Genomic DNA, 22,377 nt, shown 5'->3' on the forward strand with positions numbered 1-22,377 from the left:
GCTACCGCCGGCGGTTCCGCCGCCGCTCGTTGCTGCCCAGGCCGCGGGTGAGCGGCCGGGCGAGGTTGTCGCCGAGCACCACCCCGCCGGCGATGGCGAGGATGACGGTGAACGCGTTGAACAGACCCAGGGCACCGGCGCTCGGAACGCCGGTGTTGGTGGTGAGCATGTACATCGCACGGAAGATCGAAAGTCCCGGGTAGAGGAACATGACCGCCGGCACCGCCAGCACCAGCTGGGGTGCGCCCATGCGCAGCGCCACGATGCGTGACAGCGCGCCGATCAGCACGGCCGCCAGCGCCGGCGCCAGCCGGTACCCCACGCCCGCGTTGATCGCCGAGATCCACAGGACGTAGCCGGCGGTGCCCACCAGGGCCGTGGGAACGACAAGTGAAAGGTCCGTCTGCTCGGTGACGGCGAACATCGCCACGGCAATGAAGATCAGCAGCGCGATCACCGGCCAGGGGTACGGCGACGCCGGGGCCGCGAGCAGCTCGAGGTCAGGGATGCCGATGGCCGCACCGAACACCAGGGCGACGGCGATTCCGGAGACCACCCCACCGAAAATCAGCAGTGCCGACAGGAACCGTCCGGCCGCGGTGACCGGGAACCCGTTGATGGCGTCCTGGGTGGCCGAGACCAGCCGACCGGCGGGCAGGAGCAGCAGGATGCCGCCGACCACCACCAGCGACGGCGCGATCGGCACCTCGAGCCACCAGAACAGCATGGCGATCAGGGTGGCCATCGCCGAGGAGGTGGCGACGGAGAAGAACTCGGGCACCCTCCACCGGCCGAGCTGTCGCGAGACGAGGTCGACGAGGATACAGCTGCCCAGCCCGATCAGGGCCCCAAGCATTCCCCCGCCGATGAAGGCGACGATGGCTGCACCGAAGATCCCGAACGCGGCGGTGACCATCCAGCGCGGGAACGGCTTGGGCCGTCGAGTGATCTGCTCGAGGCGCTGGGCCGCCTCAATGCGCGAGACACCGCCGGCGGCGATATCGGAGACGAGCTGGTGGATCGCCGTCAGTCCTGCATAGTTGTTGGTCCAGGACCGCACCACGCGCAGCACCGTGGTGGGCGTCTGGTCCTTGGCCGAGTAGTTGATCACCACCGACTGGTTGGTGATGTCCACCTCGATGTGGTCAAGGCCCAGGGCCGCGGTGACGGCGATGATGCTTGTCTCGACCTCAAGGGCGCCGGCGCCGTAGCGGAACATCGTCTCGGCCAGGCTGAGGGCGAAATCGAGGGTCTTGCGGGCGCTGGCGTCCGGTCCCCCCACCTGGATGGTCGGGTTGGCGTAGGGGCTGCCGGCGAGCCGCTCGACGATGCTCATCGCCTGGGTCGGCGGCTCCTCCCCCTGGACGAGCCGTCGGAGTACGTTCCGCGCCGCGGCGTTCGAGCGGTCCGGGCGCACGGTGCGCGGCGTCGTTGGCAGCGCGTCCGTCGGCGACGGCGCCCGTGAGGGACGCCGGGCGGGCCGCGGGCGGGGCTTGGCGCCCGGAGTCGAGGGCTGCGCGGGGCTCGATGCGGCCGGCTGCTTGGTGCCGCCGCCGGCCGGTCGTTGGGCGCCCTGCGCCGGAGGTGACGGGTCGCCTCCGGGCTTCCGGGCGACCGACGGGCTTTCGGCCGACGGTGGACGGACGGGTCGGTGGATCACCGGCAGCGGGCCCGCTGCTGGTGAGGGATTGGTTTCGGGCTTCCGGCCCCCGTTCGAGCCGGCCTTGTCATCCACGGTGTATTCCCTGCCTTGCTGCCCGCGGGCTGTTCTTCGATCAGTAGAAGGGCTGCTGGTGCCGGCGCCAGTAGATCTGGCGGGCCACCCGCTCCCCCACGGTGGTCCAAAGCCGATACTTCTTCTCGTTCAGGGCGAGGTCCCAGCAGCCGGTGAAATCGGTGACTGTCTTGGAGAAGCTCGTCTTGAAGAGGCCGAGGCCGTGGTGCGGGTGGGAGGTGTCCTTGAGCCGGTCCGCGGGCGGGGTTCCGCAGAAGTCGTACTCGCGGATGGCGAACTCGTCCTTGAGGTCGTTGATGGCCGTCCACTGCAGCAGGTGGGAGTCCCCGTACTGCGAACGCCCGGGCTTCGACCCGCCGTCCTTGTAGGTTCCCTTGCTGCCGTAATTGATGATGAACGCGCCCACCGACGGCTCGCCGTCCTCGTAGACGAAGTAGAGACGGCCCTGGCCGGCGGCGGCGAAGTTCCCCCAGAACCGGCTGTAGTACTCAAAGGAGCGCAGGCGGGCCGCCGAGCGGTCCTCGATGTGGGCCATCAGCCGGTACATGATGCTGAAGTTTTCCTCGGTCGGCTCGACCCGGCGCACTTCGACGCCTTCCCGCAGAGCCCGGCGCACGGCGTTGCGGCCGCGGGAGGAGAGGTTGCGCAGCAACTGGTTCGACTCCGGCGTGGTGTCGAGGAGTGCCGTATGGTCATTCGGCTGCAGGTCGAAGGTCTTGTGCAGGCCGGCGGCGGTGAAAAGCTGCCGGACCTCAGGAGAGTCGACGATGTCGGGTTCGATCTTCACCGCGAAGACGTTCAGGCGGGACGCGGCGGTGAAGTCCTTCAGCGCGTCGAGCATGGCCGGCACATGGGCCGGCTCGGCCGCGCCCGGGCCCTTGATCAGGTACCAGAGCCGGCCAAGGACCGGGAAGGACTTCTCGAGCACCAGGTTGTAGCTCGAGTACTGGGCGGACTCGAAGACCAGGAAGCGCGGCTTCCACCCGTGATGCGACTTCACCTCGGCGAAAGAGGCCGACTGCAGGACATTTCCGCCGTCCGGGTTGGATGGAACGAGGTCGTCCCACTTGTCCTGCTCCGCTTTCGTGGCGAAACGCGCGGTGAAGTTGATCAAGTTGCCTTCTCTGCTGGTGGCCCGGAGGTGGCCGGCGGGGTTCCGGCGCACGGATTTACCCGCCCAAGTCTAACTGTTGCGCCGAAGACGGACCGCATGACGCGACGCGGGAACCGCTTTGGCCCGCAGGAGCATTCGACCTCGGTAGCATCGGGACATGGACTTTCGATACCTCGGCAACAGTGGACTGAAAATCTCCGAAATCACCTATGGGAACTGGCTGACCCATGGGTCGCAGGTGGAAAACGACGTGGCGATGCGGTGCGTCCGCGCCGCCATCGACGTCGGCATCAGCACCTTCGACACCGCCGACGCCTACGCCAATACCGCGGCCGAGACGGTGCTGGGCGAGGCGCTGAAGGGCGAGCGCCGGGAGACCATCGAGATCTTCACCAAGGTCTACTGGCCCACCGGCTCCAAGGGCCACAACGAGGTGGGCCTGTCCCGCAAGCACATCCGGGACTCCATCGACGGTTCCCTGCGCCGCCTGCAGACCGACTACGTCGATCTGTACCAGGCGCACCGGTATGACAGCGAGACCCCGCTTGAGGAGACGATGCAGGCCTTCGCCGATGTCGTCCGCCAGGGCAAGGCCCTCTATATCGGGGTCAGCGAATGGACGGCGGACCAGATCCGCGCCGGGCACGCCCTCGCCCGGGAGCTCGGGATCCAGCTGATTTCCAACCAGCCGCAGTACTCGATGCTGTGGCGGGTGATCGAGGAGGAGGTCGTGCCGGCCTCCGAGGAGCTGGGCCTGTCCCAGATCGTCTGGTCCCCGGTGGCCCAGGGCGTCCTGACCGGCAAGTACCTGCCGGGCAGGGAACCCGAAGCGGGTACCCGCGCCGCGGACGAGAAGGGCGGCGCCGCTGTGATTCAACGATGGATGGAGGACGATGTCCTCACCGGCGTGCAGCGGCTGAAGCCCATCGCCGACGGCGTCGGGCTCACGATGGCCCAGCTGGCCATCGCCTGGGTGCTGCAGAACCGGAATGTCGCCTCCGCCATCATCGGCGCCTCCCGGCCGGAGCAGGTTGAGTCAAACGCCGCTGCCTCCGGCGTCGTCCTTGAGGCGGACGTTATGGCGGCCATCGATGAGGCGCTCGGCGCACTCGCGGAACGGGACCCGGCCCGCACGCAGTCCCCCGAGAAGCGGCCGGCCTGATGGGGGGCTCACGCATCGCCGTCACGGGTGCATCGGGAAAGCTGGGCCGCAGCGTGGTGCGCGGCCTGCGCGAGGCGGGCAACACGGTCCTTGAACTCGACCAGCACGGCGAGCGCGGCGACGGTTTCCTGCGGATCGACCTGCGCGACTACGGGCAGGTGCTCGACGCCCTGCTCGGCGTGGACGGCGTGCACGATGGCTTCGACGCCGTGGTGCACCTTGCGGCGATCCCCGCCCCGGGGATCACGGCGGACGCGGCGACCTTCGCGAACAACATGGCGTGCACCTACAACGTCTTCCAGGCGTGCCGGCGCGCCGGCATCCGGCGGATCGTCTACGCCTCGAGCGAGACCGTCCAGGGCCTGCCCTTCGACACGGATCCGCCGTACCTGCCCGTCGACGAGGAGTATCCCGCACGCCCCGAGAGCACCTATTCCCTGGTGAAGCACCTTGAGGAGCAGATGGCCGCCGAGCTCGCCCGGTGGGATCCCGCCTTGAGCATCACGGCCCTCCGCTTCTCCAATGTGATGGACCCGGAGGACTACGACGAATTCCCGTCCTTCGACGCCGACGCCCGGCTGCGGAAGTGGAACCTGTGGGGATACATCGACGGCCGCGACGGCGCGCAGGCGGTGCAGAAGGCTCTTGAGAATGCGGGGCCCGGCTTCGACACCTTCCTGATCGCCGCCGCCGATACGGTGATGACCCGCTCCAGCGCGGAGCTGGCCGCCGAGGTGTTTCCGAAGGTGGAGTTCCGCCGGGACGTCGGCGGGAACGGAACTCTGCTCTCCATCGACAAGGCGCGCCGGGTGCTCGGCTTCAAACCCCGGCACAGCTGGCGCGACCCCCGGTAGGCGGCGGCGACTATCACCGGGGAAAAAAGATCAGTAGGCTTACTGATGAAGGATGCACAGTGTGCCTACCGCAACGAGAGGTGAAACCATGACCGAAGAGAACCTCCCCGACGAGGACCTCACCATCATCACCGACGACGAGCTCGAAGCGCAGGAAAGGTCGCTGGCGGACCTCGATCCGCTCGCCGGGGACACCGCGGACCTGTACCCGGGCGCGGCCGAGGACAACCCGGACCGATGGCAGGAGGACCCGCTGCTCCGGGGCGAGGGGTACGACGAGGAGGATGACTCCCTGCTCACCGACCAGATCCTCCGCGACGAAACCGCGCAGGCACGCTGGGAGCACGGCGACGAGCAGATCCCCCCGGACGTCCCGACCCTGGGCGAGGCCGCCGACGACGTCGACTTCGGCATCGGCGAGGACGACGAGGTGGACTCGAGCGACGACCCCTCCAACGGCGGCGGATCGCCGCTGAGCCATATCGACGACAGAGACCTCCAGTAGGCGTCCTTTCGAACACTCCGCGCGACGGCGGCGCCCCTCTTGGAGAGGCGGCCGCCGTCGCCGTTCTTGACCGAGCGATGCGCTCGAGAACCCAGGAAACCGGAACCCGGCCGATCTGCGGCCGACACAGCCGCAGGGTCGGTTCGAATCGGGGCTAGTACGAAATCAGTTCGACGAGGTCGCCCACCCGGTCTTCCGGATAATTGCGGGCGATGTCGGCCTGGCTGATCACCCCGACGAGGTCGTGCCCGTCAATCACGGGCAGCCGCCGGACCTGATGGTCCTGCATGGTGCGGATCGCTGCCTCAACGGTGTCGTCGGCGCCAATGGTCACCGGCTTGCCTTGGGTGAGGTCGCCGGCCGTGACGGTGGTGGGGTCGCCTCCGTCGGCCAGGCACCTCACCACAATGTCGCGGTCCGTCAGCATGCCCTTGAGCCGGCCGTCCTCGCCGCAGATCGGAAGCGACCCAACATCGAGGTCCCTCATCTTCACTGCCGCCTGCTGCAGGGTGTCCTTTTCGCCGATGCATTCGACACTGCCGGTCATGATGTCTCGCGCCGTGGTGGGCATGACGCTCTCCTTCCTGCTGGGTGCGCCGCGTCAATGGACGCGGCCGCGGGCTCCGGCAATGAACCGTAAGCCTGCTTAGCAGTATCCGCCCCACCGCCCCCGAAGCAAAGGAGTTGGAGGGGTTATGCACGGCCCGGCCGCTCCGTAGACTTCCCCTCAGGGAACTCATCTCCTCCCGTCGCCTTTGAAAGGACCGGTCGCCGCCATGTCAGAAGCCTCAGAGCCGCAGGAACGAACCCACAACGAGGCACCCGCCGAGGGCGATCCCGCCGCGGACCCGGCCGATCTTCGCCAACACACACAGGACGCCGCCGAAGGCGACGACTCCGCCGCCGAATACGGGGACGCCCCCTCCGGCAAGGACTCCTGACCACCGGGCAAGGGGCGGCCGCGCACAGCCGCCGGCAGGAAGTCTTAAAGCCCGGTCCCGCCGTCATTTCGATCCGCGCGCTTTCCAGCGATCGGGCCGCAGTGGTAAACCGTACGTACCTCACGCAGGCTGCGCCGGTGACGGCGCACAAGCACACTTAGAAAGGTGCTGCCAATGACCCAAGCAGTGAAAGACCATGCGGGCCTCTACAAGCTCGCCGGGCCTTGGACGACCATCTACGTCGATGGAAGCGCAGGCGCCGACGACTCGTTCGCGAGCGACGACACCCTTCCCCTCACCGTCGCCGACGCCATGGAGCGCAACGGCGCGCCCAAGGAGGACATCAAGGCCGCGATGGCAGCGCTGTCGAAGTCGGCCCGGGGCCTTCCCGACCCGGTGACCCGCTTTGTCCTGGTCCGCGGCGGTGAAGCCGCCGTGGACGACTTCCTCCCGGGCGGGCTCGTCACCGGATCCCCCGTCATCGCCGTCGGGCCCATCCCCGACCTCAGCCCGCTCGCCCGGCACTGCCCCGGCGGGTTCGCCTACGTCGTGGCCGAAGTCGGGCGCGACGGTGGGGAGGTGTACCTGCGCAGGGCGGACCGGGAATGGGGAGCACCGGACCGCGGCGAACCCGTGGCCGCCGTCGAGGGCGACACCGAACACATGCGGAAGGTCCACGCCGGGGGCTGGGCACATGGGCGGTACCACCACCACGCAGAAAAGGTCTGGAAGTCCAATGCGGCGGAGGTCGCCGGGGAGATCGACCGGGCCGTCTCGGCCTCGCGCGCGAAACTCGTCGTCCTCTCCGGCGACATCCGGGCCCGGCAGCTCGTCGCCGACCAGGTGTCGGAGGAGACCCGGGGGCTTCTCGGCGTGGTCGACAGTCACACGCGCACCGGCGGATCCGATGCCGACACCTTCACGCTGCAGGTCGACCAGCTCGTCACGAAGGTGATGGCCGACCAGCAGCATCGCCTGCTCGAGCGGCTCGCTGAGCACGAAGGCCAGGGATCCGGAATCTCGGCCGCCGGTCTGGGCGCGGTCGTCAGCGCGTTGCAGCAGGCACAGGTCGAAACCCTGCTCCTCGAATCCACGGCCTGGGGTGACAGGACGCTACTCGCCCTCGACGCCCCACCCTGGATCACCGCGGACGAGGAAGCCACCGCCGGAGCGGGCGCGCTCGGCAGCGTCCCTGCGCTCGCCGCGATCCTGCGGGCGGCTGCTCTGACCGACGCCGAGACGGTGCTCTATCCGCCGGGAGCGCTCGATTCGAGGCCCATCGCCGCCCTGCTGCGCTGGGCCACTGGGCCAACCGTTCCGGCGGCTACGTAGGTCCCAAGGCACACAAAAGCGGCACTCCCCAGCCTCAGCTGGGGAGTGCCGCTGTGTCGTCCGGCGGTGGTTGTCAGATAGCCACCTGCCGCTGTCCCGCCCGAACTACCTGCCGCTGTCGCGGCCGAATCTACCTGCCGCTGTCGCGGCCGAACCTACCTGCCGCTGTCGCGGCGGGGGGTGTCGACGTCTGGATCGAGCTCGTCGGCCTTGCGGGCGTGGTTCATCGTTTCTTCCCTCAGGCCCTGGGCGTCCGTCTGGCGCTCCGCGGCCTGACGGCGGAGCCGCTCGGCCTCGACCTCGGCACGCTGCGCCTCTGCCTCGGCCATGGTTGCCTTCGCTTCGCGTTCACGCGCCTCGAGTTCGGTCTCCTGGGCCTTCTCCCGGATCTCGGCTGCCTGCCGTCGGCCCTTTTCCTTCTGCCGCTCAACATGGGCCTGCCGGCGTTTCCGGCTCAGCGCTATCACCACTCCGATCACCGCCAACACGACGATGATCCCAACAATGATCCAGATCAGTTGACTTGTCTCCACTGCCCGTTCACCTTCCCTGTTGCCTTTGACGTTCGCGGTGCCTCATTCAATGTGCTGGAGCCCGGCGGATCAGCCGCCGAGGCCACCGAGACCGCCAAGACCGCCGGGCAGCTTGCCCAGGAGGTCCTGCGGGTCGATGCCGAGCTTGGCGAGGAGTCCCGCGTGCTGCTCGGTGTCTACAGTGTCGGGAAGCTCGGACTCGGCCTGGCCGGCCTTGTCGGACTTGCCCTGCGACTTCAACAGCTCGATGATCTGCGCTTTATCAATGTTCATAGTTCCTCCGTGGCTCGGACGTCCAGACCTTGGACGCCGGTTCGACAAAACTGGAATACTAAGCACGCTTACTGAGAGCATTGCACACCCCCTGCTGATTGTCACGGGTGTCAACCCTTTGAAGCTGGCACAATTCCTGCCATGCCGACCTCCCTGTTGATCCTTTCGGATACCCACATCCCCTCCCGCGCGAAAACCCTCCCCGACGGCCTCTGGTCCGCGGTCGAAAGCGCCGACCTCGTGGTTCACGCCGGGGATTGGACGGACATCCAGTTCTTTGAAGAACTCCGCGACCGTTCCCGGCGCCTCCTGAGCTGCTACGGCAACAACGACGGCGACGCCCTGCGGGCCGAGCTGCCGCTCGTGGCGCGGGAAAAGATCGAGGGGCTCCGCTTCGCCGTCGTCCATGAGACGGGCGCCAAGACCGGCAGGGAGCAGCGGATGGACCGTGAATTCCCTGACACGGACGTGCTGGTCTTCGGTCACAGCCATATTCCGTGGGACACCGTCACTGGTGCCGGCATGAGGCTGCTGAACCCTGGATCCCCGACCGATCGACGGCGGCAGCCGCACTGCTCGTATCTGACGGCAACCGTCGACGGCCACCGGCTCGACGTCGACCTTCACCTCCTACCGGTCCGGGCCTGACCCGCCGGACGGGCCTCCGCAAGCGCTGCCGGGCATGGGACACTGGCCCTATGATCCTGCTTGGCTGGAATCCCGACCGAGGTGATGATCCCTTTGGCGGGTACCGGTCGACTGTGGACGAGGTCACCGGGGCCGGGTTCTTCCGCTGCAAATGGCTCCTTCCTCCCCTCCAGGCAACGGCAGGGACCGAGGTGTGGCTGTTCAGCCAGGGAAGCCGCGAGCGCGGCGTTCTGGGCCACGGCAGGGTCGTCGCGCCCCCCGATCCCCTACCGTCCGGCCGGGGCGGAGCGCCGGGCATCGTCGAGTTCGATGCGCTGAGGCCCCGGGGAGACTCGATTCCCTTGGACCTGCTGACCCTGCGCGTCCCGGGCATCGCCTGGGGGGTGAACCGTCCCTCCCTCCGGATCCCAGCCGCGGCCGGGCTGGCGCTGCGGACCCTCTGGGCTGAGACCAGCACCCCCGAAGAGGCAGATCCCCTCCTTCCACCCCCTGGAACCCTCCCCCCGGGCGCGCTGGCCCAGGCCCGGGTCAACCGGTACGAAAGAGACCCCTCCGCGCGCCGCGTCTGCCTCGCCCACCACGGGACTTCCTGCGCGGTCTGCGGCTTTTCCTTCGAGGAGGCCTTCGGACCGCCCGGTCGGGACTTCGTGCACGTGCACCACCTCGCCCCGGCTACCCGCCTCGTGGCGGGCTACGAACTCGACCCGATCGCGGATCTTGTCCCGCTGTGCCCCAACTGCCACTCCATGGCACACCTGCGCCTCCCGGACCCCTACTCGCCGGCCGAACTGCGCGCACTGCGGTCCGCCGCAGGGTTTGTGCCGGGGACAACCCTCAGCCCGGAGCAGTTGACGGCCCAGGCTGACGCTGTGCGGATCCTGGGAGCCCGCTAAGAGGGCCGTGGTCAGATCCGCGAAAGCCCTCATATACTGCGGATACGTCACGAGCCGATTGTCAAAGGCTGGTGCTGGGGACCCTTCAATGACAAGAGGTAAAGATGGCCCGTGTCTTCGGGATAGCGGCCGCAGTGATTGCTGTCTTGGCCCTTCTGGTTCTGGGCTTCCTTCTGCTGAACCGCGAAGAGGACGGTGAGCGCAAGCCGGCGGCCGCAATCCACTTCACCGCGGCGGGGGACTTCGCCGCCTCGGGGGAAGCAGCGGCCGTCCTGACCAAGAATGCCTCACTGTCCCCGGAATTCACCCTGGCCCTGGGGGATCTGTCCTACGGCCGTCCGGGCGGGGAACAGGAATGGTGCGACTTCGTCACGAGCAAGGTGGGTACAGCCTTTCCCTTCCAGCTGATCGCCGGCAACCATGAGAGCGATGGCAGTGACGGAAACATCAACGACTTCTCCGCCTGCCTGCCCAACCGGCTGCCCGGACTGGTGGGGACCTACGGGCGCGAGTGGTACGTCGATGTGCCGGCCGAGGACCCGATCGCCCGCTTCGTGATGATCTCCCCGGGCCTGGTCTTTCCCGAAAGTGAATCGTCCTGGGATTACCGTCCCGGCTCGGACCACTACGCCTGGACGGAGTCGGCGATCGACGGTGCCCGTGACAGCGGCATCCCGTGGGTGATCGTTGGGAACCACATGCCGTGCCTGTCGCTGGGCGAGTACAGCTGCTCGGCGGGCGAAGAGCTCACCAACCTGCTGATCAGCAAGAAGGTTGATCTTGTGCTCAACGGCCACGAGCACCTGTACCAGCGCACCTACCAGATCGGGCATGGGGACGGCTGCGCCGAGATCGTCCCCGACGCCTTCAATGAGGAGTGCATTACCGACACCGACAGTTCACTCGCCCAGGGCCCGGGCACGGTCTTCGCGACCATCGGCACCGGTGGAATCGGCCTGCGCGATGCCAACCCCGCCGACCCGGAGGCCGGTTACTTCGCGGCCCGGACGGCCACCAACGCCAATCCCACCCACGGCCTGCTCGATGTCTCCGTCACCGAACGCTCAATCTCGGCCGAGTTCGTTCGGGCGGCCGGCGGAACCTTCGAAGACTCCTTCACCATCCGGGCGAAAGCGGGAGGCCGGGATAGCGAGGCCTCCTTCACCGAGGACTGCGCGGGCCTTGGCTGCGCCCTTGACGCCTCCACGCCCCTTCCCGCGCAGGGGAACCGTTCCTATACGTGGGACTTCGGCAACGGCGAAACCGCCACCGGGGTCCGGCCGACCATCACCTATGACGCCCCGGGGGACTATGAGATCTCCCTGACCGTCAAGGACAAGGCAGGCAGTGAAACCGTCTCCAAGCGGGTCTCGGTGGGCGAAGGGGCGGCCTCGACCTTCTCGGACCCGTTCGAGCGCACCACGGAAACCGGCTGGGGCGACGCCGAGGAAGGCGGGGCCTGGACCGACAGCGGGGAACCGGGCGCCTTCAGTGTGGCGGATGGGAGCGGGATCATGCAGCTGGCTACACCCGCGTCGGGAGCGGCCGCGTCCCTGGAGGCGGTGAACAGCTCCAGGATGGACCTGCGAGCCGCCCTTGGGGTGGATCGGCGCCCGGCCGGAGGAAGCCTGTATCTGCGCCTGATCACCCGACAGACCGACCGCGCCGGGGCCTACCGAACGGTCCTTAAATTCTCGCCCGAGGGCGAACTTTCCTTCCTGATCGACCGGGTCAACAGGGACGGCGCCGAGGTGCGGATCGGACCTGAAGTTATAGTCCCCGACCTCTCGGTCGCCGGAGGCGAGATCGTCAATGTGCGGGCCCAGGCCACCGGCACGAGTCCGACAACCCTGCGCGCCAAGGTCTGGAAGGCAGGAGAACCGGAACCCTCGGAATGGCAGATCGACACCAGCGATTCCGCCCCCGGGCTCCAGACTCCCGGGGCCGCCGGCATCAACACCTACCTCTCATCGGGGGCGACCAACGCCCCGGTCACCGTCCAGTTCGAGGAGATCACCGGCACCCTCACGGAATAGCACCGCCGCCGGACCCTACCGGCGCCGCCGGTAGGGTCACCGGGGAAAAGCGGCCAGTGCGCGTTCCGCCACCCGGGCCAGATCAGGACGGGACGCCCCGGCCGAGGCCTGAACGGCGAGCCCTGCCGTGACCGTGGCAAGATACCGCGCCAACTCGGCGGGGTCCTCGGATGCGGAAAGATCGCCCTCGTCGATGGCCTGCTGGAAGCGGCGGACGAACCGGGCCTCGCCGGCGCCGCGGCTCTCGTTCAGGAAATCGACAATCCGCTGGTCGGTGGGATGGCCTGAGAGCCCGCCCTGGATGGAAAGGCACCCGCGGGGTCGATCGGGCAGCGTAATCGAGACAACGTTGGAGCGCAGGTAGTGCTCCGCCACCGCCCGCGCGGTGGGCATGGCGAGGGCTGCATCGATGTAAGACATTTCGACCCGTGCGTACCGGCCGATCGCCTGCCGGAACGTGCCTTCCTTGTTGCCGAAGGCCGCGTACAGGCTCGGGCGGCTGATGCTCATCGCGTTCGTAAGGTCCTCAAGGGTCGTGCCCTCATACCCCTGGCGCCAGAAGACGTCGACCGCTCGCTCAAGGGCCTCATCGACATCGAACTCACGGGGCCTGCCTCGAGCCGCCATCAGCCTTCACCCTCCTGCCATCGAACGCATCCGTGGAAATCAACGGACGAGCCGCAGCCGTGATTCCACCCAATTCTCCCATGGACCAGCACGCGCACCGGGAGCCGGCACCACCCCGACGCGCAGGGGGCCGGAGGCCCGGGCACACGGGCCGGCCGCCGGCCGGAGGCAAGCGCAGGGCGTTATTTGACGATCTAGTCCAGAAACGCCATTCTTGACTGTATGGCAAATAACGAATCATCTCTTGAGCGCCTCGTCGCCCGTTTCCTTCAGGCCCTGGGCAATAACGACGCCGAAGGCGTGGAAGCCCTGTTCGCCGATGACATCGACTGGTACGTCCCCGGCCACCCGGACCTGCCGTGGACGGGCCTCCGATCCAAGGGATCCCAGGTCGCTGAGTACTTCCACACCATGTGGCCGCACTTCGACTCCGATAAGAGCAGGGTCCAACTCGACAAGCTGGTCCTCTCGGGCGAGGACGCCGTCATCTTTGCGACCTTCGCGCACACGGCCCGCAGCACCGGCCGCTCCTTCGTGACCCCTGCCGTCCTCCACCTCGTTGCCGCCGACGGCAGGTTCGTTCGAATGCATCTCTCCGAAGACACCGAGGTTGTGGCCAGGGCGTTCTTCGACTGAGCCCGCCTCCGCCGCTCAACGAGGCCCCTCGGTCCCGCCTGGCGCTCCTCTCCAATGCCGTTACACCACAATCGGCAGCCGGCGCGAGTGATAGAGCGCACCCCTCCCACCCCGGACACCGGTCCACCGGGGCCCTAGGATCGATGGGAACGGCGTTGCATTCGGCAGCGCGCCCCGCACCAGCGGGATACGTCAGCAAGGAAGGTACGCAACAGTGATTGGATTCATCATTGCCGGGCTCATCATCGGCGCACTCGCGCGGCTGATCAAGCCGGGCAAGCAGCACCTCGGGCTGGTCGCCACCCTGCTGCTGGGCCTCGTTGGCTCGGTCATCGGGGGCTCTATCGCCAGCCTCTTGGGCACCGGGGACATTTTCGAACTCAATGTCCTTGGCTTCATCGTCTCGGTCATCGCCGCCGTCCTGCTGATCGGCGTAGCCGAAGGCGTGGCCGGGCGCCGCCGCGTCACCCGCTAACTCCGGTACCGCGGGGCCGGCGCGCACTGCGTCGGCCCCGCGTCGTCGTGGCCCGTCCGTGGCCTGCCGGTCAGGTGCGGCGGAGCCTCATAAGGCGGCGGACGGCGGCCACCCCCAGTCCGCCGGCTACCAACCACGGACCGCCGACAAGAAGCGGATCGATCCACTGGTGGTTCACGTCGACACGCTTCTTCCCGATCCGCGAGGTGATTCCGTGGCGGGAGAATTCGCTGAGTACTCCGGTCTGGGTGATCGGGTTGTCGGGGCGCAGGCTCACGAATGAACGCAGGTGATGTTCCACCGCATCGACGCGGTCCGCGGCAAGTAGCAGGAGCCAGTGGGCCGCGCGACCTTCGCTGTACTTCTTGTACGAGTATTTCCGGATCACCCCCGAGAGTCCTTTGGGCGGCGTTGAGGTTCCAAAGACCGGGGTAAGGAACTTGTGCTCGATCGAGCGTTCGCGCGGCCACTTTTCCTCCTGCCGTTCCGGGAAGTCCCAGCGGGCCCCGTTGAGGGTCGGGTCGAACTGTTCCTTCGGCACCGAGGGGCGGTCCTTCGGGTCGAGGTCCACGCCCCAGCCGGGTATCGCGGCGCGCAGCTCCTCGCTCGACCTCGCGCGGGTTGGCTTCTTCGCTGTGTACGGCACGGTCCTTCCCTTCAGTTGGCCGCGGGGAGAATCAACGGCTTGATGCAGTTATCCAGCTTGGCCGAGAAGATGTGATACCCCTCGGCGATGTGCTCGAGCGGGATCCGGTGCGTCACAATGTCGCTGGGCTTGAGGTAGCCGTTGCGGATATGGTCGAACAGCCGCGGCCACTGCCGCTTCACAGGAGCCTGGTTCATGCGCAGGGTAAGACCCTTGTTGAGGGCGTCCCCAAACTTCACCGCGCTAAACATCGGCCCGTACGCGCCCACCACGGACACCGTCCCGCCCTTGCGGACGGCGTCGATCGCCCAGTTCAGCGCGATCGGAGAGCCGCCCTGCAGCTTGAACTTCGAGGAGGTGACGTGCTGCAGGAAGTTGCCGTCGGCCTCGGCCCCAACGGCGTCAATGACCACATCGGCGCCCAGGTAGTCGGTCGCCTTCTTCATCTCGACGACGATGTCGTCGTACTCAGCGAAGTTGTAGGTCTCGGCATGGGCGAAGGTGCGCGCCTTCTCCAGCCGGTACTCGAGATGGTCGATCACGATGACCCGACCGGCGCCCATCAGCCAGGAGGACTTTGCGGCAAAAAGGCCAACGGGCCCGGCGCCGAAGACCACGACGGTGTCCCCTTCGACGATGTCCCCGAGCTGGGCGCCGAAGTAGCCGGTGGCAAGGGCATCGGTGAGCAGGACGGCGTCCTCCTCATCCATCCACTCGGGAATGAGGCTCGGCCCGATATCCGCGAAGGGGACGCGGACGTATTCGGCCTGGCCGCCGTCGTACCCGCCGCAGGTGTGCGAGTACCCGTAGATGCCGCCGACCGCGGTGGCGTTGGCGTTGACGTTGTGGCAGTTGGAGTACAGCCCGCGTGCGCAGAAGTAGCAGGTTCCGCAGTAGACGTTGAACGGGACCATCACGCGGTCACCGGGTTTGAGGTTCTGCACCGAGGAGCCGACCTGCTCGACGACGCCGACGAACTCGTGGCCGAAGGTCATTCCCACCCGGGTGTCGGGCATCATGCCGTGGAAGAGGTGGAGATCCGACCCGCAGATGGCCGCGGTTGTCACCCGGACGATCGCGTCATTGGGGTGCTCGATCGGTGGGATGTCCTTTTCCTCAACCCGGATCTTGTACGGTCCGCGGTAGACCATTGCTCGCATCAGTGCCGCCTTTCAGGGCAGTTCAAGGGCTGGTTGGTAGCGTTCCACGGCCGCGGAAAGAGGGTCAAGAATTTTGTTGGACGCACCTTGCCCTGTACGTTTCTGCCGCTGATGCTAGGAAGTCACCGGCTGGGCCGACCTTCGGACACGCAGAAGGCCGCGGCCGGATCGATCGATCCTGCCGCGGCCTACTGCGGGGTCTTGCCGCTTGATCAGGCGACACAGCCCCCGAGGTTGATCTGCCCGTCGATCGCCTTGATCTGCCCCTGCACAATCCCGAGTTGGTCTTCCAGCGCGTTAACAGTGACCCGCTGCGCGGCGACGGCCGCCTTGTTTGCCTTCCTCTGCGCCTCAAGGTTCCGAAGGACCGAATGGGCATCGGTGACCTGCTTGTCGAGGGTGGTCAGCTGACCCTGGAGGGTCTTCAGTGCCGCTTCCGCACCGCTGATCTCTCCGTTGAGGCTATTGAGCTGGGTCAACAGGGGCGCCACCTGGTTCTGCAGCCCGAGGACCGCGGCCTCCTTGGCAGCGATCTGCCCGTTCAGGCCCTCGAGATCCGCCACAAGCTTGTCCAGGTCGGCGTTCAGCTTGGAGATTTCGACCCGCTTGGCAGCGGCATTCGCGGCCGCGCTGTCGGCGGCTGCCTGGAGTGCCGGCAGCCGGTCCTGCAGGCCCGTCAGCTCTGTGTTCTTGGCTTCGACGGCCGCGTCCGCAGCCGCGAGCGCGTCCTCAGCGTCCGCAAGGTCCCCCTGCAGTTCCTCGAGCACCGCCCGCTCGGCGGTGATGGCTGCCTCGGCCTCCGCAACACCGTCGGTGAGGGCCGGCAGGCTGGCTTCGAGGTCGGCGACAACCTTCTTCTGGGCGCTCACTGCAGCGGCGGCTGCGGCTGCGGCGTCATCGAGGGCCGGTAGCTTCCCCTGCAGCGCAGTCAGTTCTTCCTGCTTGGCGGCCACTGCGGAGTTGGCCTCGGTCAGCGCCGTTCCAAGGGCGGGCAGCTGGCCCTGAAGGCCCAGGATCTCAGCCTCCTTGGTGGCAACCGCGCCCTGGGCCGTCGCCAGCGCGGCCTGCAGCGGGGCCGCCTGACGCTGCAGGGCGCTGCTTTCGCCCTGCTTTCCAACCAGTTGGGCGTTGAGTGTGTTGACCTGGTTCTGCAACGTGGTGAGGTCGCCCGAAAGCCCAGCAATGATGCCGGACTTCTGGGTGATCTGGTTCGTCACTGAGGTGAGCTCGGCCTGCTTGGTGTTACGCAGCGCGATCAGCTCGTCCTTCTTCTTGCCATTGCCCTTGATGGCCTCGATCTCGGCGTTGAGGGAGTTGATCTCGTTCTGCAGCTGGGTCTGCCGGGTCTGCAGCGCCGTCCGCTCGGCCTGAGCCGCAGTGAGCTGGGTCTGCTTCGTCGAGATCGTGGTACCCAGAGCCGCGATGTCATTCTGAAGCGTGGTGAGCTGCCCGTTGATCGAGGTGATGGCCGCGGCGTTGGCGGCGAGGGCGCCGGCGGCCTTCGTCGCGTCGGCATTCAGGGCCGGGAGCTGATTCTGGGCGGCAGCAATTTCAGTGTTCTTGACGGTGACGGCGTCAGCTGCCTTCTTGGCATCGGCCTGAAGTACGCCAAGTTCGCCCTGTGCGGTAGTAATTTCGGCGTTCTTCGCGGTGACGGCGTCGGCAGCCTTCGTGGCGTCGGTCTGGCGTGAGGCGAGGGCGATCTTCGCCTCCTCGATCCGGACCGCCTGGGCATCGAGCTCGGCCTGCGCGGCAATACCGGAGTCGACGAGGCGTTGAAGCTCAACCTCGGAATCGAAGACGGCCTGCTCCGCGGCGGTCACCGCGGCGGCGGCATCCTGCGCAGTCGTGGTCAGAGAAACAAGTGCTGTCTCGGCGGCGGCGATCGCGTCGTTCTGCGCCGCCAGGGCACCTGAGGCGTTGGCGGCCGCTGCGTCAAGCAGGGCCAGCTCCCCGGTGGCGGTGTCCAGCACTTCCTGGTGGGCCGCCAGATCTGCGTCCACGTCCGCCGCCTGCTTCTTCAGGCTCTCGGAGTCGGCCTGCGCGGCGGTCAGCTGCTCCTGAAGGGGCGCGAGTGCGGCAGCGGTGGCCGCCTGCCTCACCTTGAGGTCGGCCAGCGCCGTCGCAGCTTCCTCGATCGACTTGGCGGCACTCGCTTGGTCCGCCATCAGCGCTGCGAGTTCCGCGGTGGCGGCCTTCTCGTCGATGTCCAACTGCGCGGCCTCGGCGTCGAGGGCGGCGATTTCCTTGTTCGCTTCGTCGACCTGTGACTTGAGGGTGGTGGCGGTCGCCTGGAGCGCGGTCCGCTCGGCCTGCAGTTTGGAGATCTGTTCCGCGTTCTTCTTGGCGGCGGCCCGGAGCAGGTTTTCCTGCACGCCTCCACGGTGCGCCATCTGATTGACCACCCCGTTGCAGATGCCCGAAGACGGGCCGGTCGTCGCCGAGGCCTGCGGGGCGAACACCAGCATGCTTGTGAGGATGCCGGGCAGGATTACTGCGCTTGCAACACGGCGGGTGAGGACGGATGTCGCGTGCGAGTCGCGCATGATTACTCCTGAGACCGAAAAACACGATTTGGATGCCTCAAGGAATCTATTGACGTTGGTTGCGTCAGGACACAGTACCGACTACTCGAAAACCATTCGGACTACTTGGTCAGCGGGCGCGTAACTACCTGCTGCCCCGTTATCGGGTCGGGGGCAGCGGCGTCGCCGGAGTACCCGGCCGGTCCGGACACCGGCGTGCCGGTAGGTGGCCGCCGACCCGGGAGCTATTGGCCCGACTCGTCCATCTGCTCCACGAGACCGGCACGCCAGGCGGGAGGGTCGAAGGGCTTGGCGTAGTAGCGGGTGTCGCGCAGGATGCGGCCCTGCCCGTCGAACTCGAGGACCACGACGACGTTCCAAAGTTCTCCACCGCCGTAATCATTGACTCCCTCGATCACCCAGACCGTCCCGGCGCCGGTGACCCGCCGGACGGTGATATCGGGCGGCGCGGGGAATTGCTCCTGCATGGAGCGCATGGCGTTCCGCCCGCGGATCCGTTCCCCGGACTGCGGCATTTCCATGACGTAATCGGGATGCCGCAGTTCGTATTCGGCCTCGGGTGAGAGCGAGTCGTGGCCACCGCCGATCAGGCGCAGGAACGCCTCGCGCATCACCGATGCGTCACCGGTGTCCATCGCCCGCCGGATAAGAGTCCCGATTTCAGGCTCAGCCATGGCGGTCATGCTACGCCGCGCGCCCGTGAACGGCCAGAGGTTGATGCCCCCGGGACGCACCGCCCCGAAGCGGCCTCCCGCCCCCGCAGTACCGGGAATTCCCGGCCCCGGCATGCGGTTGAGAGAAGGTAGTTACCTATCCCTGGAGGAAGAATGAGCACCCCCGAAAATGCCCAGCTGGAGCGATGGCTTCGTTTCCGCAACAGCCGGAACACCGCTCTGGCCAAGGAGCACGGCTGGCTGACGCTCACCTCGCTGCAGTGGCTTCCGGCCGAGCCCTCCCAACTGGAGTCCGTTCCCGGGCTGTGGTCGACGGACGGCACCAAGGCGGTCCTCACGGCCGCCGCCGCGGACGGGTTGACGCTTGTAGAGACGGGCGAGCCCGTCGAAGGAGCCCTCACCGCGAGCCTCGACAATGAGGAATCCCTGATGTGGGTCGCCTTCGGCGGCGAGGACGGCCGGCGCGTTGTGGTCGAGCTTGCCGTCCGGGGCAACAAGTACGCCATCCGCACCCGCGATTCGAGCTCGCCGGTGTTCACCGAGTTCGAGGGCGTTCCGACCTTCGACTACCGCCCGGAACTCGCCGTCCTTGCCCGCTTCGAGCGTTACCCGGAGCCGGTCGAGGTGCCGATCGGAACCGCCAACCCCCTCGTGGACGGGGCGCACCGCAGCGCCGGTGAGCTCGTGTTCCGGCTGCCCGGCATCGACCACGAATACAGGCTGCAGGCCGAGGAGGGGAAACTCGGCTCCCTGACCGTGACCTTCCACGACAAGACCAACGGCGAGACGACGGACGACTGGCGGAAAGTGGAGACCGGCAGGCCCCGTCCCGACGGCACAGTGGTTCTGGATTTCAACCGTGCGATCAACTATCCGAGTGCCTTCACCCCCTACGGCACGTGCGCCATGCCGGTGAGGAACAACAGCCTCGATGTGAAGATCGAGGCCGGAGAAAAAGCCTTCGACATCCAGCCTGCCGGCTGAAGATCACCCCGGCCGAACGGCGTCCACCCCCTGGCGGGTGGACGCCGTTTCCATTGCGGGGGCCTTGGGAGGCTGCCCTGACCGACGGGCCTTTAGACGACCGGCGGCGCCGGCGATGCGCTGCGTCAGCGCCCAGTACGCCACGCCGGCCGCCAAGGAGGCGCCCACTGCGAGCGCAGGGCTGAAGGGCTCGATCAGGGGAAAGACCAGCCAGTGGGTGAGGTAGGCGTACAGCGAGGAACTGGCAAGGACCCCGACCGTCCGGTGGAGCCGGCGCGGCAGGGGGATGGCAGGAAGCCAGGTCAGCAGCAGGAGCCCTCCGAGCAGGGTCGCTTCCCGGGCCGCGTCGTCGAAGAATCCGGGCACGCTCAGCGCCGCGATGGCCGTCACCACCGACCGCTGGAGGATGGTCCGGGACCGGGCCATCAGCCAGCCCAGGCCAACGAGCCACAGCACGGGCGCGGTGTGCGGCACGGTGATGTGCGGGAGGTCGTAGCGGCCCAGCATGCCGAGTGCTGTCAGGGCGAGCGGGAAGACAAACGGTGCGCCCCGCTCGGCCCGGTCCACCCACGGAACCGCGAGCAGCGCCAGCAGGAAGATCAGGACATACACGAGCACTTCGACGAACCAGAACTGCCACTCCGCGGTCACGTGCCGGGGCCCAATCAGCGAGTTCAGCAGCGCGATGTTCGCCAGGGAGTACCGGTCGGTCACCAGGTAGGCGAAGGCGATAAAGGCGACGCTGGGCACCACGATCCGTCCAAGGCTCCGGACCTGGCGCCGCAGTCGGGCAACCCGCTCCCCCGCGAGCTGGAACCGGGCGAAGTTGTAGCCGACCACGGCCATCAGCACATGAGCGGTCCCCGGCCACGTGAACAGGCCCACGTGGGTGCTGATGATGAAGATGATGGCGACGGCCCGCAGGACGATGCTCGTCTCGAGCGGGGCGAGGAAGCGCCGCGCCGGGCGTGCCTTCCGGGCCGGCCGGGCGAGGTCCCCGACCCGCATCAGGTGCCAGTCGGCCGGAAGGGATCCAAGGGCCTTTTCGAGCCTGACCGAGAGTGCAACATAGGACAGCGAGTCCCCTCCGAGGGAGGCAAAGGTGTCATCGTCCCGGACGGCACCGCACTCAAGGTGTTCCGCGTAGATCCTCCGAAGGTCCTCCGGCCCGTCCCCGGCGGGGGCCTCCGGCACCGCCCCAACCGGTGCCGCCGCCAGGGCGAGCACGGCCGGATAGTCGGGTTTGCCGCTGGACAGGCGCGGGAGCCGATCGACGCCGTGGACCTCGACGGCGGCCCGGGGCAGTCCCAGCTGCTGGGCGAGGACCTTGCCGAGCAGACGCACATCGGTTCCGCCCTCGATCGCGACCACGAGCCGCTCGTCGGTTCCGGTACTAAGGGCGCGCACGCCGAGGCCGTCGAGAATCCGCTCGACCTGGCCGAGGTCGACGCGCAGTCCGACGATCTTGAGGAACCGGCTGCGCCGCCCCACCACCTCGTACAGGCCATTGGGGTGCCGGCGCGCCAGGTCCCCCGTGCGCAGTTCCTGAACGGTCCTCCCCAGCGCCAGGTCGGCCGGCGCCTCGGCGTAGCCGAGCATGACGTTCGGGCCGGTGTACACGAGTTCGCCGTCGTCGAGCCCGGGCACCGGGTCGATGCGGAAGGCCCCGCCCGGCACCGCGATGCCGATGGTGCCCGGGTGTGAGGCTGCCAAATCCGGGGGAAGGTAGGCCATCCGGGCGGTGGCCTCCGTGGCGCCGTACATGACGAACAGGTCCCAGCCGCGCTCAGCACCGAGCGAGGCGTACCGGCGCACCTGCTCGGGCGCGAGCCGCCCCCCGGCCTGGGTGATGTACCGCAGGGAAGGAAGCTCAAGGTCGGCGAAGCCCACCCGTTCAAGGAGTTCGAAGGTGTAGGGCACGGCCGCGAAGGAGCTCACCCCGTGGGCGCGGACCAGCTCCCAGAAGCAGGGGTCAACGACGGACAAATCGGTCAGCACCAGGCCCGCCCCCTGCAGGAGGTGGCTGTTGATCACCGACAGTCCGTAGCAGTAGGACAGGGGAAGCGTCGTCGCGGCACGGTCCTCGGGTCCGATCGCAAGGTACCCGGCGATGGCCTCGGCGTTGGACTGAAGGTTCTCGTGGGAGAGCCTCACCAGTTTGGGGGAACCGGTTGAGCCGGAGGTGCTGACCAGCAGGGCAAGCTCGGAGTGCAGCTCGTGCTTAGTGCCGGGGCGCCGCTCCTCGAAGGAGGGAAAACCGCCGGAGCGCAGGACGACGTCGGGGTCGTACGCAGCCACGATGGAGTCAAGGGCTGCCGGCTTGTCGGCAGGAACGAGGATGAGGGGGTGGCCGGCCGTGAGCGCCGCGAGGTAGGCGATGAGCGATTCAAGATCGTTGGCGGCTGCGAGCGCCACCAACCGCCGCTGGGTGCCCAGGCGGGCGGCGAAGGCCTCAACGCGGCGGGCCAGTTCACGGTAGCTGAGGGTCGAACCATCGATCAGCACAGCCGGGCGGTCCCCGTGATGGGCGAGATCGGCGGCGAAGGAGGCACGCGTGAGGAACAGGTTCGAGGTCACTGCGTAACTTTATGAGGAAGGGTTAC

22 protein-coding genes are annotated in these 22,377 nt (G+C 67.5%); 11 read left to right on the forward strand and 11 right to left on the reverse strand.

Annotated features, from left to right (window positions below; all coding sequences use genetic code 11):
• Position 1: 1 nt before the first annotated feature.
• Entirely contained in the window at positions 2 to 1,735 is a 1,734-nt protein-coding gene (locus I6N91_RS14900; RefSeq protein ID WP_198813863.1) for a threonine/serine exporter ThrE family protein, read from the reverse strand.
• 40 nt (positions 1,736 to 1,775) lie between these two features.
• Positions 1,776 to 2,849 (reverse strand): peptidoglycan bridge formation glycyltransferase FemA/FemB family protein, encoded by a 1,074-nt coding sequence (locus I6N91_RS14905; RefSeq protein ID WP_198813865.1) that lies wholly within the window; start codon positions 2,847 to 2,849, stop codon positions 1,776 to 1,778.
• Positions 2,850 to 3,006: 157 nt separating this feature from the next.
• Here I6N91_RS14905 and I6N91_RS14910 point away from each other — a divergent pair, with 157 nt between their 5' ends.
• From I6N91_RS14910 to I6N91_RS14920, 3 genes are all read left to right on the forward strand, one after another.
• Positions 3,007 to 4,011 carry an aldo/keto reductase family protein gene (locus I6N91_RS14910; protein ID WP_198813867.1) on the forward strand — a complete coding sequence of 335 codons (1,005 nt, stop codon included), beginning with the start codon at positions 3,007 to 3,009 and terminating at the stop codon, positions 4,009 to 4,011.
• A complete protein-coding gene (locus I6N91_RS14915; protein WP_198813869.1) occupies positions 4,011 to 4,865 on the forward strand; it encodes an NAD(P)-dependent oxidoreductase in 855 nt (284 codons plus the stop codon). Before I6N91_RS14910 ends, I6N91_RS14915 begins: the two co-directional genes overlap by 1 nt.
• A gap of 88 nt (positions 4,866 to 4,953) precedes the next feature.
• On the forward strand, positions 4,954 to 5,370 hold the full coding sequence (locus I6N91_RS14920) for a hypothetical protein (RefSeq protein ID WP_198813871.1): 417 nt from the start codon (positions 4,954 to 4,956) through the stop codon (positions 5,368 to 5,370).
• A gap of 154 nt (positions 5,371 to 5,524) precedes the next feature.
• On the opposite strand, the gene I6N91_RS14925 is transcribed toward I6N91_RS14920, so the two are convergent.
• Positions 5,525 to 5,941 (reverse strand): CBS domain-containing protein, encoded by a 417-nt coding sequence (locus I6N91_RS14925; RefSeq protein ID WP_198813873.1) that lies wholly within the window; start codon positions 5,939 to 5,941, stop codon positions 5,525 to 5,527.
• 205 nt (positions 5,942 to 6,146) lie between these two features.
• Here I6N91_RS14925 and I6N91_RS14930 point away from each other — a divergent pair, with 205 nt between their 5' ends.
• Together I6N91_RS14930 and I6N91_RS14935 are read left to right on the forward strand one after the other, a co-directional pair.
• The gene (locus tag I6N91_RS14930; protein WP_198813874.1) at positions 6,147 to 6,311 is read left to right on the forward strand and encodes a hypothetical protein; all 165 of its coding nucleotides are present in this window, start codon (positions 6,147 to 6,149) and stop codon (positions 6,309 to 6,311) included.
• 174 nt (positions 6,312 to 6,485) lie between these two features.
• Positions 6,486 to 7,643, forward strand: coding sequence for a Vms1/Ankzf1 family peptidyl-tRNA hydrolase (locus tag I6N91_RS14935; RefSeq protein ID WP_198813875.1), 1,158 nt, complete (start codon positions 6,486 to 6,488; stop codon positions 7,641 to 7,643).
• A gap of 155 nt (positions 7,644 to 7,798) precedes the next feature.
• Here I6N91_RS14935 and I6N91_RS14940 read toward each other — a convergent pair whose 3' ends face one another.
• Both I6N91_RS14940 and I6N91_RS14945 read right to left on the reverse strand, forming a co-directional pair.
• A complete protein-coding gene (locus tag I6N91_RS14940; protein ID WP_198813876.1) occupies positions 7,799 to 8,176 on the reverse strand; it encodes a hypothetical protein in 378 nt (125 codons plus the stop codon).
• A 69-nt stretch (positions 8,177 to 8,245) separates the two neighbouring features.
• Positions 8,246 to 8,449, reverse strand: a complete 204-nt coding sequence (locus tag I6N91_RS14945; protein WP_198813877.1) for a hypothetical protein — start codon at positions 8,447 to 8,449, stop codon at positions 8,246 to 8,248.
• A gap of 141 nt (positions 8,450 to 8,590) precedes the next feature.
• Between I6N91_RS14945 and I6N91_RS14950 the strand changes: the two genes are divergently transcribed.
• The 3 genes from I6N91_RS14950 (at position 8,591) to I6N91_RS14960 (ending at position 12,026) form a co-directional block, all read left to right on the forward strand.
• Positions 8,591 to 9,097 (forward strand): metallophosphoesterase, encoded by a 507-nt coding sequence (locus tag I6N91_RS14950; protein WP_198813878.1) that lies wholly within the window; start codon positions 8,591 to 8,593, stop codon positions 9,095 to 9,097.
• A 50-nt stretch (positions 9,098 to 9,147) separates the two neighbouring features.
• Positions 9,148 to 9,990, forward strand: a complete 843-nt coding sequence (locus I6N91_RS14955) for an HNH endonuclease (protein ID WP_198813879.1) — start codon at positions 9,148 to 9,150, stop codon at positions 9,988 to 9,990.
• 146 nt (positions 9,991 to 10,136) lie between these two features.
• A complete protein-coding gene (locus tag I6N91_RS14960) occupies positions 10,137 to 12,026 on the forward strand; it encodes a PKD domain-containing protein (protein ID WP_233091902.1) in 1,890 nt (629 codons plus the stop codon).
• A gap of 36 nt (positions 12,027 to 12,062) precedes the next feature.
• On the opposite strand, the gene I6N91_RS14965 is transcribed toward I6N91_RS14960, so the two are convergent.
• Positions 12,063 to 12,653: a TetR/AcrR family transcriptional regulator gene (locus I6N91_RS14965; protein ID WP_233091903.1), complete on the reverse strand. Its 591-nt coding sequence runs from the start codon at positions 12,651 to 12,653 to the stop codon at positions 12,063 to 12,065.
• Between the two features lie 222 nt (positions 12,654 to 12,875).
• On the opposite strand from I6N91_RS14965, the gene I6N91_RS14970 reads away from it, so the two are divergent.
• Entirely contained in the window at positions 12,876 to 13,289 is a 414-nt protein-coding gene (locus I6N91_RS14970) for a nuclear transport factor 2 family protein (protein ID WP_198813882.1), read from the forward strand.
• Positions 13,290 to 13,503: 214 nt separating this feature from the next.
• A complete protein-coding gene (locus I6N91_RS14975) occupies positions 13,504 to 13,764 on the forward strand; it encodes a GlsB/YeaQ/YmgE family stress response membrane protein (RefSeq protein WP_120169876.1) in 261 nt (86 codons plus the stop codon).
• Positions 13,765 to 13,834: 70 nt separating this feature from the next.
• Here the strand turns inward: I6N91_RS14975 and I6N91_RS14980 are convergent, their stop codons facing one another.
• The 4 genes from I6N91_RS14980 to I6N91_RS14995 all read right to left on the reverse strand — a co-directional run bounded on the left by I6N91_RS14980 (position 13,835) and on the right by I6N91_RS14995 (position 18,790).
• On the reverse strand, positions 13,835 to 14,410 hold the full coding sequence (locus tag I6N91_RS14980; RefSeq protein WP_198813884.1) for a hypothetical protein: 576 nt from the start codon (positions 14,408 to 14,410) through the stop codon (positions 13,835 to 13,837).
• A gap of 11 nt (positions 14,411 to 14,421) precedes the next feature.
• Complete coding sequence (locus I6N91_RS14985) at positions 14,422 to 15,570, reverse strand: zinc-dependent alcohol dehydrogenase (RefSeq protein WP_198813886.1); 1,149 nt, start codon at positions 15,568 to 15,570, stop codon at positions 14,422 to 14,424.
• Between the two features lie 212 nt (positions 15,571 to 15,782).
• On the reverse strand, positions 15,783 to 18,116 hold the full coding sequence (locus tag I6N91_RS14990) for a chromosome segregation ATPase (protein WP_198813887.1): 2,334 nt from the start codon (positions 18,114 to 18,116) through the stop codon (positions 15,783 to 15,785).
• A 224-nt stretch (positions 18,117 to 18,340) separates the two neighbouring features.
• A complete protein-coding gene (locus tag I6N91_RS14995) occupies positions 18,341 to 18,790 on the reverse strand; it encodes a hypothetical protein (RefSeq protein WP_198813888.1) in 450 nt (149 codons plus the stop codon).
• Between the two features lie 153 nt (positions 18,791 to 18,943).
• Between I6N91_RS14995 and I6N91_RS15000 the strand changes: the two genes are divergently transcribed.
• Positions 18,944 to 19,774, forward strand: coding sequence for a DUF1684 domain-containing protein (locus I6N91_RS15000; protein WP_198813889.1), 831 nt, complete (start codon positions 18,944 to 18,946; stop codon positions 19,772 to 19,774).
• A 3-nt stretch (positions 19,775 to 19,777) separates the two neighbouring features.
• Here the strand turns inward: I6N91_RS15000 and I6N91_RS15005 are convergent, their stop codons facing one another.
• Positions 19,778 to 22,351, reverse strand: coding sequence for an AMP-binding protein (locus tag I6N91_RS15005; RefSeq protein ID WP_198813890.1), 2,574 nt, complete (start codon positions 22,349 to 22,351; stop codon positions 19,778 to 19,780).
• Between the last annotated feature and the right edge of the window lie 26 nt (positions 22,352 to 22,377).

Origin of the sequence: Arthrobacter sp. MSA 4-2, assembly GCF_016405885.1 — a bacterium.
Lineage (GTDB): Bacteria > Actinomycetota > Actinomycetes > Actinomycetales > Micrococcaceae > Arthrobacter_D.

Coding starts and splice junctions, on each gene's coding strand:
- I6N91_RS14990 (WP_198813887.1), bottom strand. CDS start 18,116: ATGCGCGACTCGCACGCGACATCCGTCCTCACCCGCCGTGTTGCAAGC.
- I6N91_RS15000 (WP_198813889.1), top strand. CDS start 18,944: ATGAGCACCCCCGAAAATGCCCAGCTGGAGCGATGGCTTCGTTTCCGC.
- I6N91_RS14985 (WP_198813886.1), bottom strand. CDS start 15,570: ATGCGAGCAATGGTCTACCGCGGACCGTACAAGATCCGGGTTGAGGAA.
- I6N91_RS14935 (WP_198813875.1), top strand. CDS start 6,486: ATGACCCAAGCAGTGAAAGACCATGCGGGCCTCTACAAGCTCGCCGGG.
- I6N91_RS14995 (WP_198813888.1), bottom strand. CDS start 18,790: ATGGCTGAGCCTGAAATCGGGACTCTTATCCGGCGGGCGATGGACACC.
- I6N91_RS14945 (WP_198813877.1), bottom strand. CDS start 8,449: ATGAACATTGATAAAGCGCAGATCATCGAGCTGTTGAAGTCGCAGGGC.
- I6N91_RS14925 (WP_198813873.1), bottom strand. CDS start 5,941: ATGCCCACCACGGCGCGAGACATCATGACCGGCAGTGTCGAATGCATC.
- I6N91_RS14930 (WP_198813874.1), top strand. CDS start 6,147: ATGTCAGAAGCCTCAGAGCCGCAGGAACGAACCCACAACGAGGCACCC.
- I6N91_RS14955 (WP_198813879.1), top strand. CDS start 9,148: ATGATCCTGCTTGGCTGGAATCCCGACCGAGGTGATGATCCCTTTGGC.
- I6N91_RS14915 (WP_198813869.1), top strand. CDS start 4,011: ATGGGGGGCTCACGCATCGCCGTCACGGGTGCATCGGGAAAGCTGGGC.
- I6N91_RS14965 (WP_233091903.1), bottom strand. CDS start 12,653: ATGGCGGCTCGAGGCAGGCCCCGTGAGTTCGATGTCGATGAGGCCCTT.
- I6N91_RS14920 (WP_198813871.1), top strand. CDS start 4,954: ATGACCGAAGAGAACCTCCCCGACGAGGACCTCACCATCATCACCGAC.
- I6N91_RS14970 (WP_198813882.1), top strand. CDS start 12,876: ATGGCAAATAACGAATCATCTCTTGAGCGCCTCGTCGCCCGTTTCCTT.
- I6N91_RS14910 (WP_198813867.1), top strand. CDS start 3,007: ATGGACTTTCGATACCTCGGCAACAGTGGACTGAAAATCTCCGAAATC.
- I6N91_RS14950 (WP_198813878.1), top strand. CDS start 8,591: ATGCCGACCTCCCTGTTGATCCTTTCGGATACCCACATCCCCTCCCGC.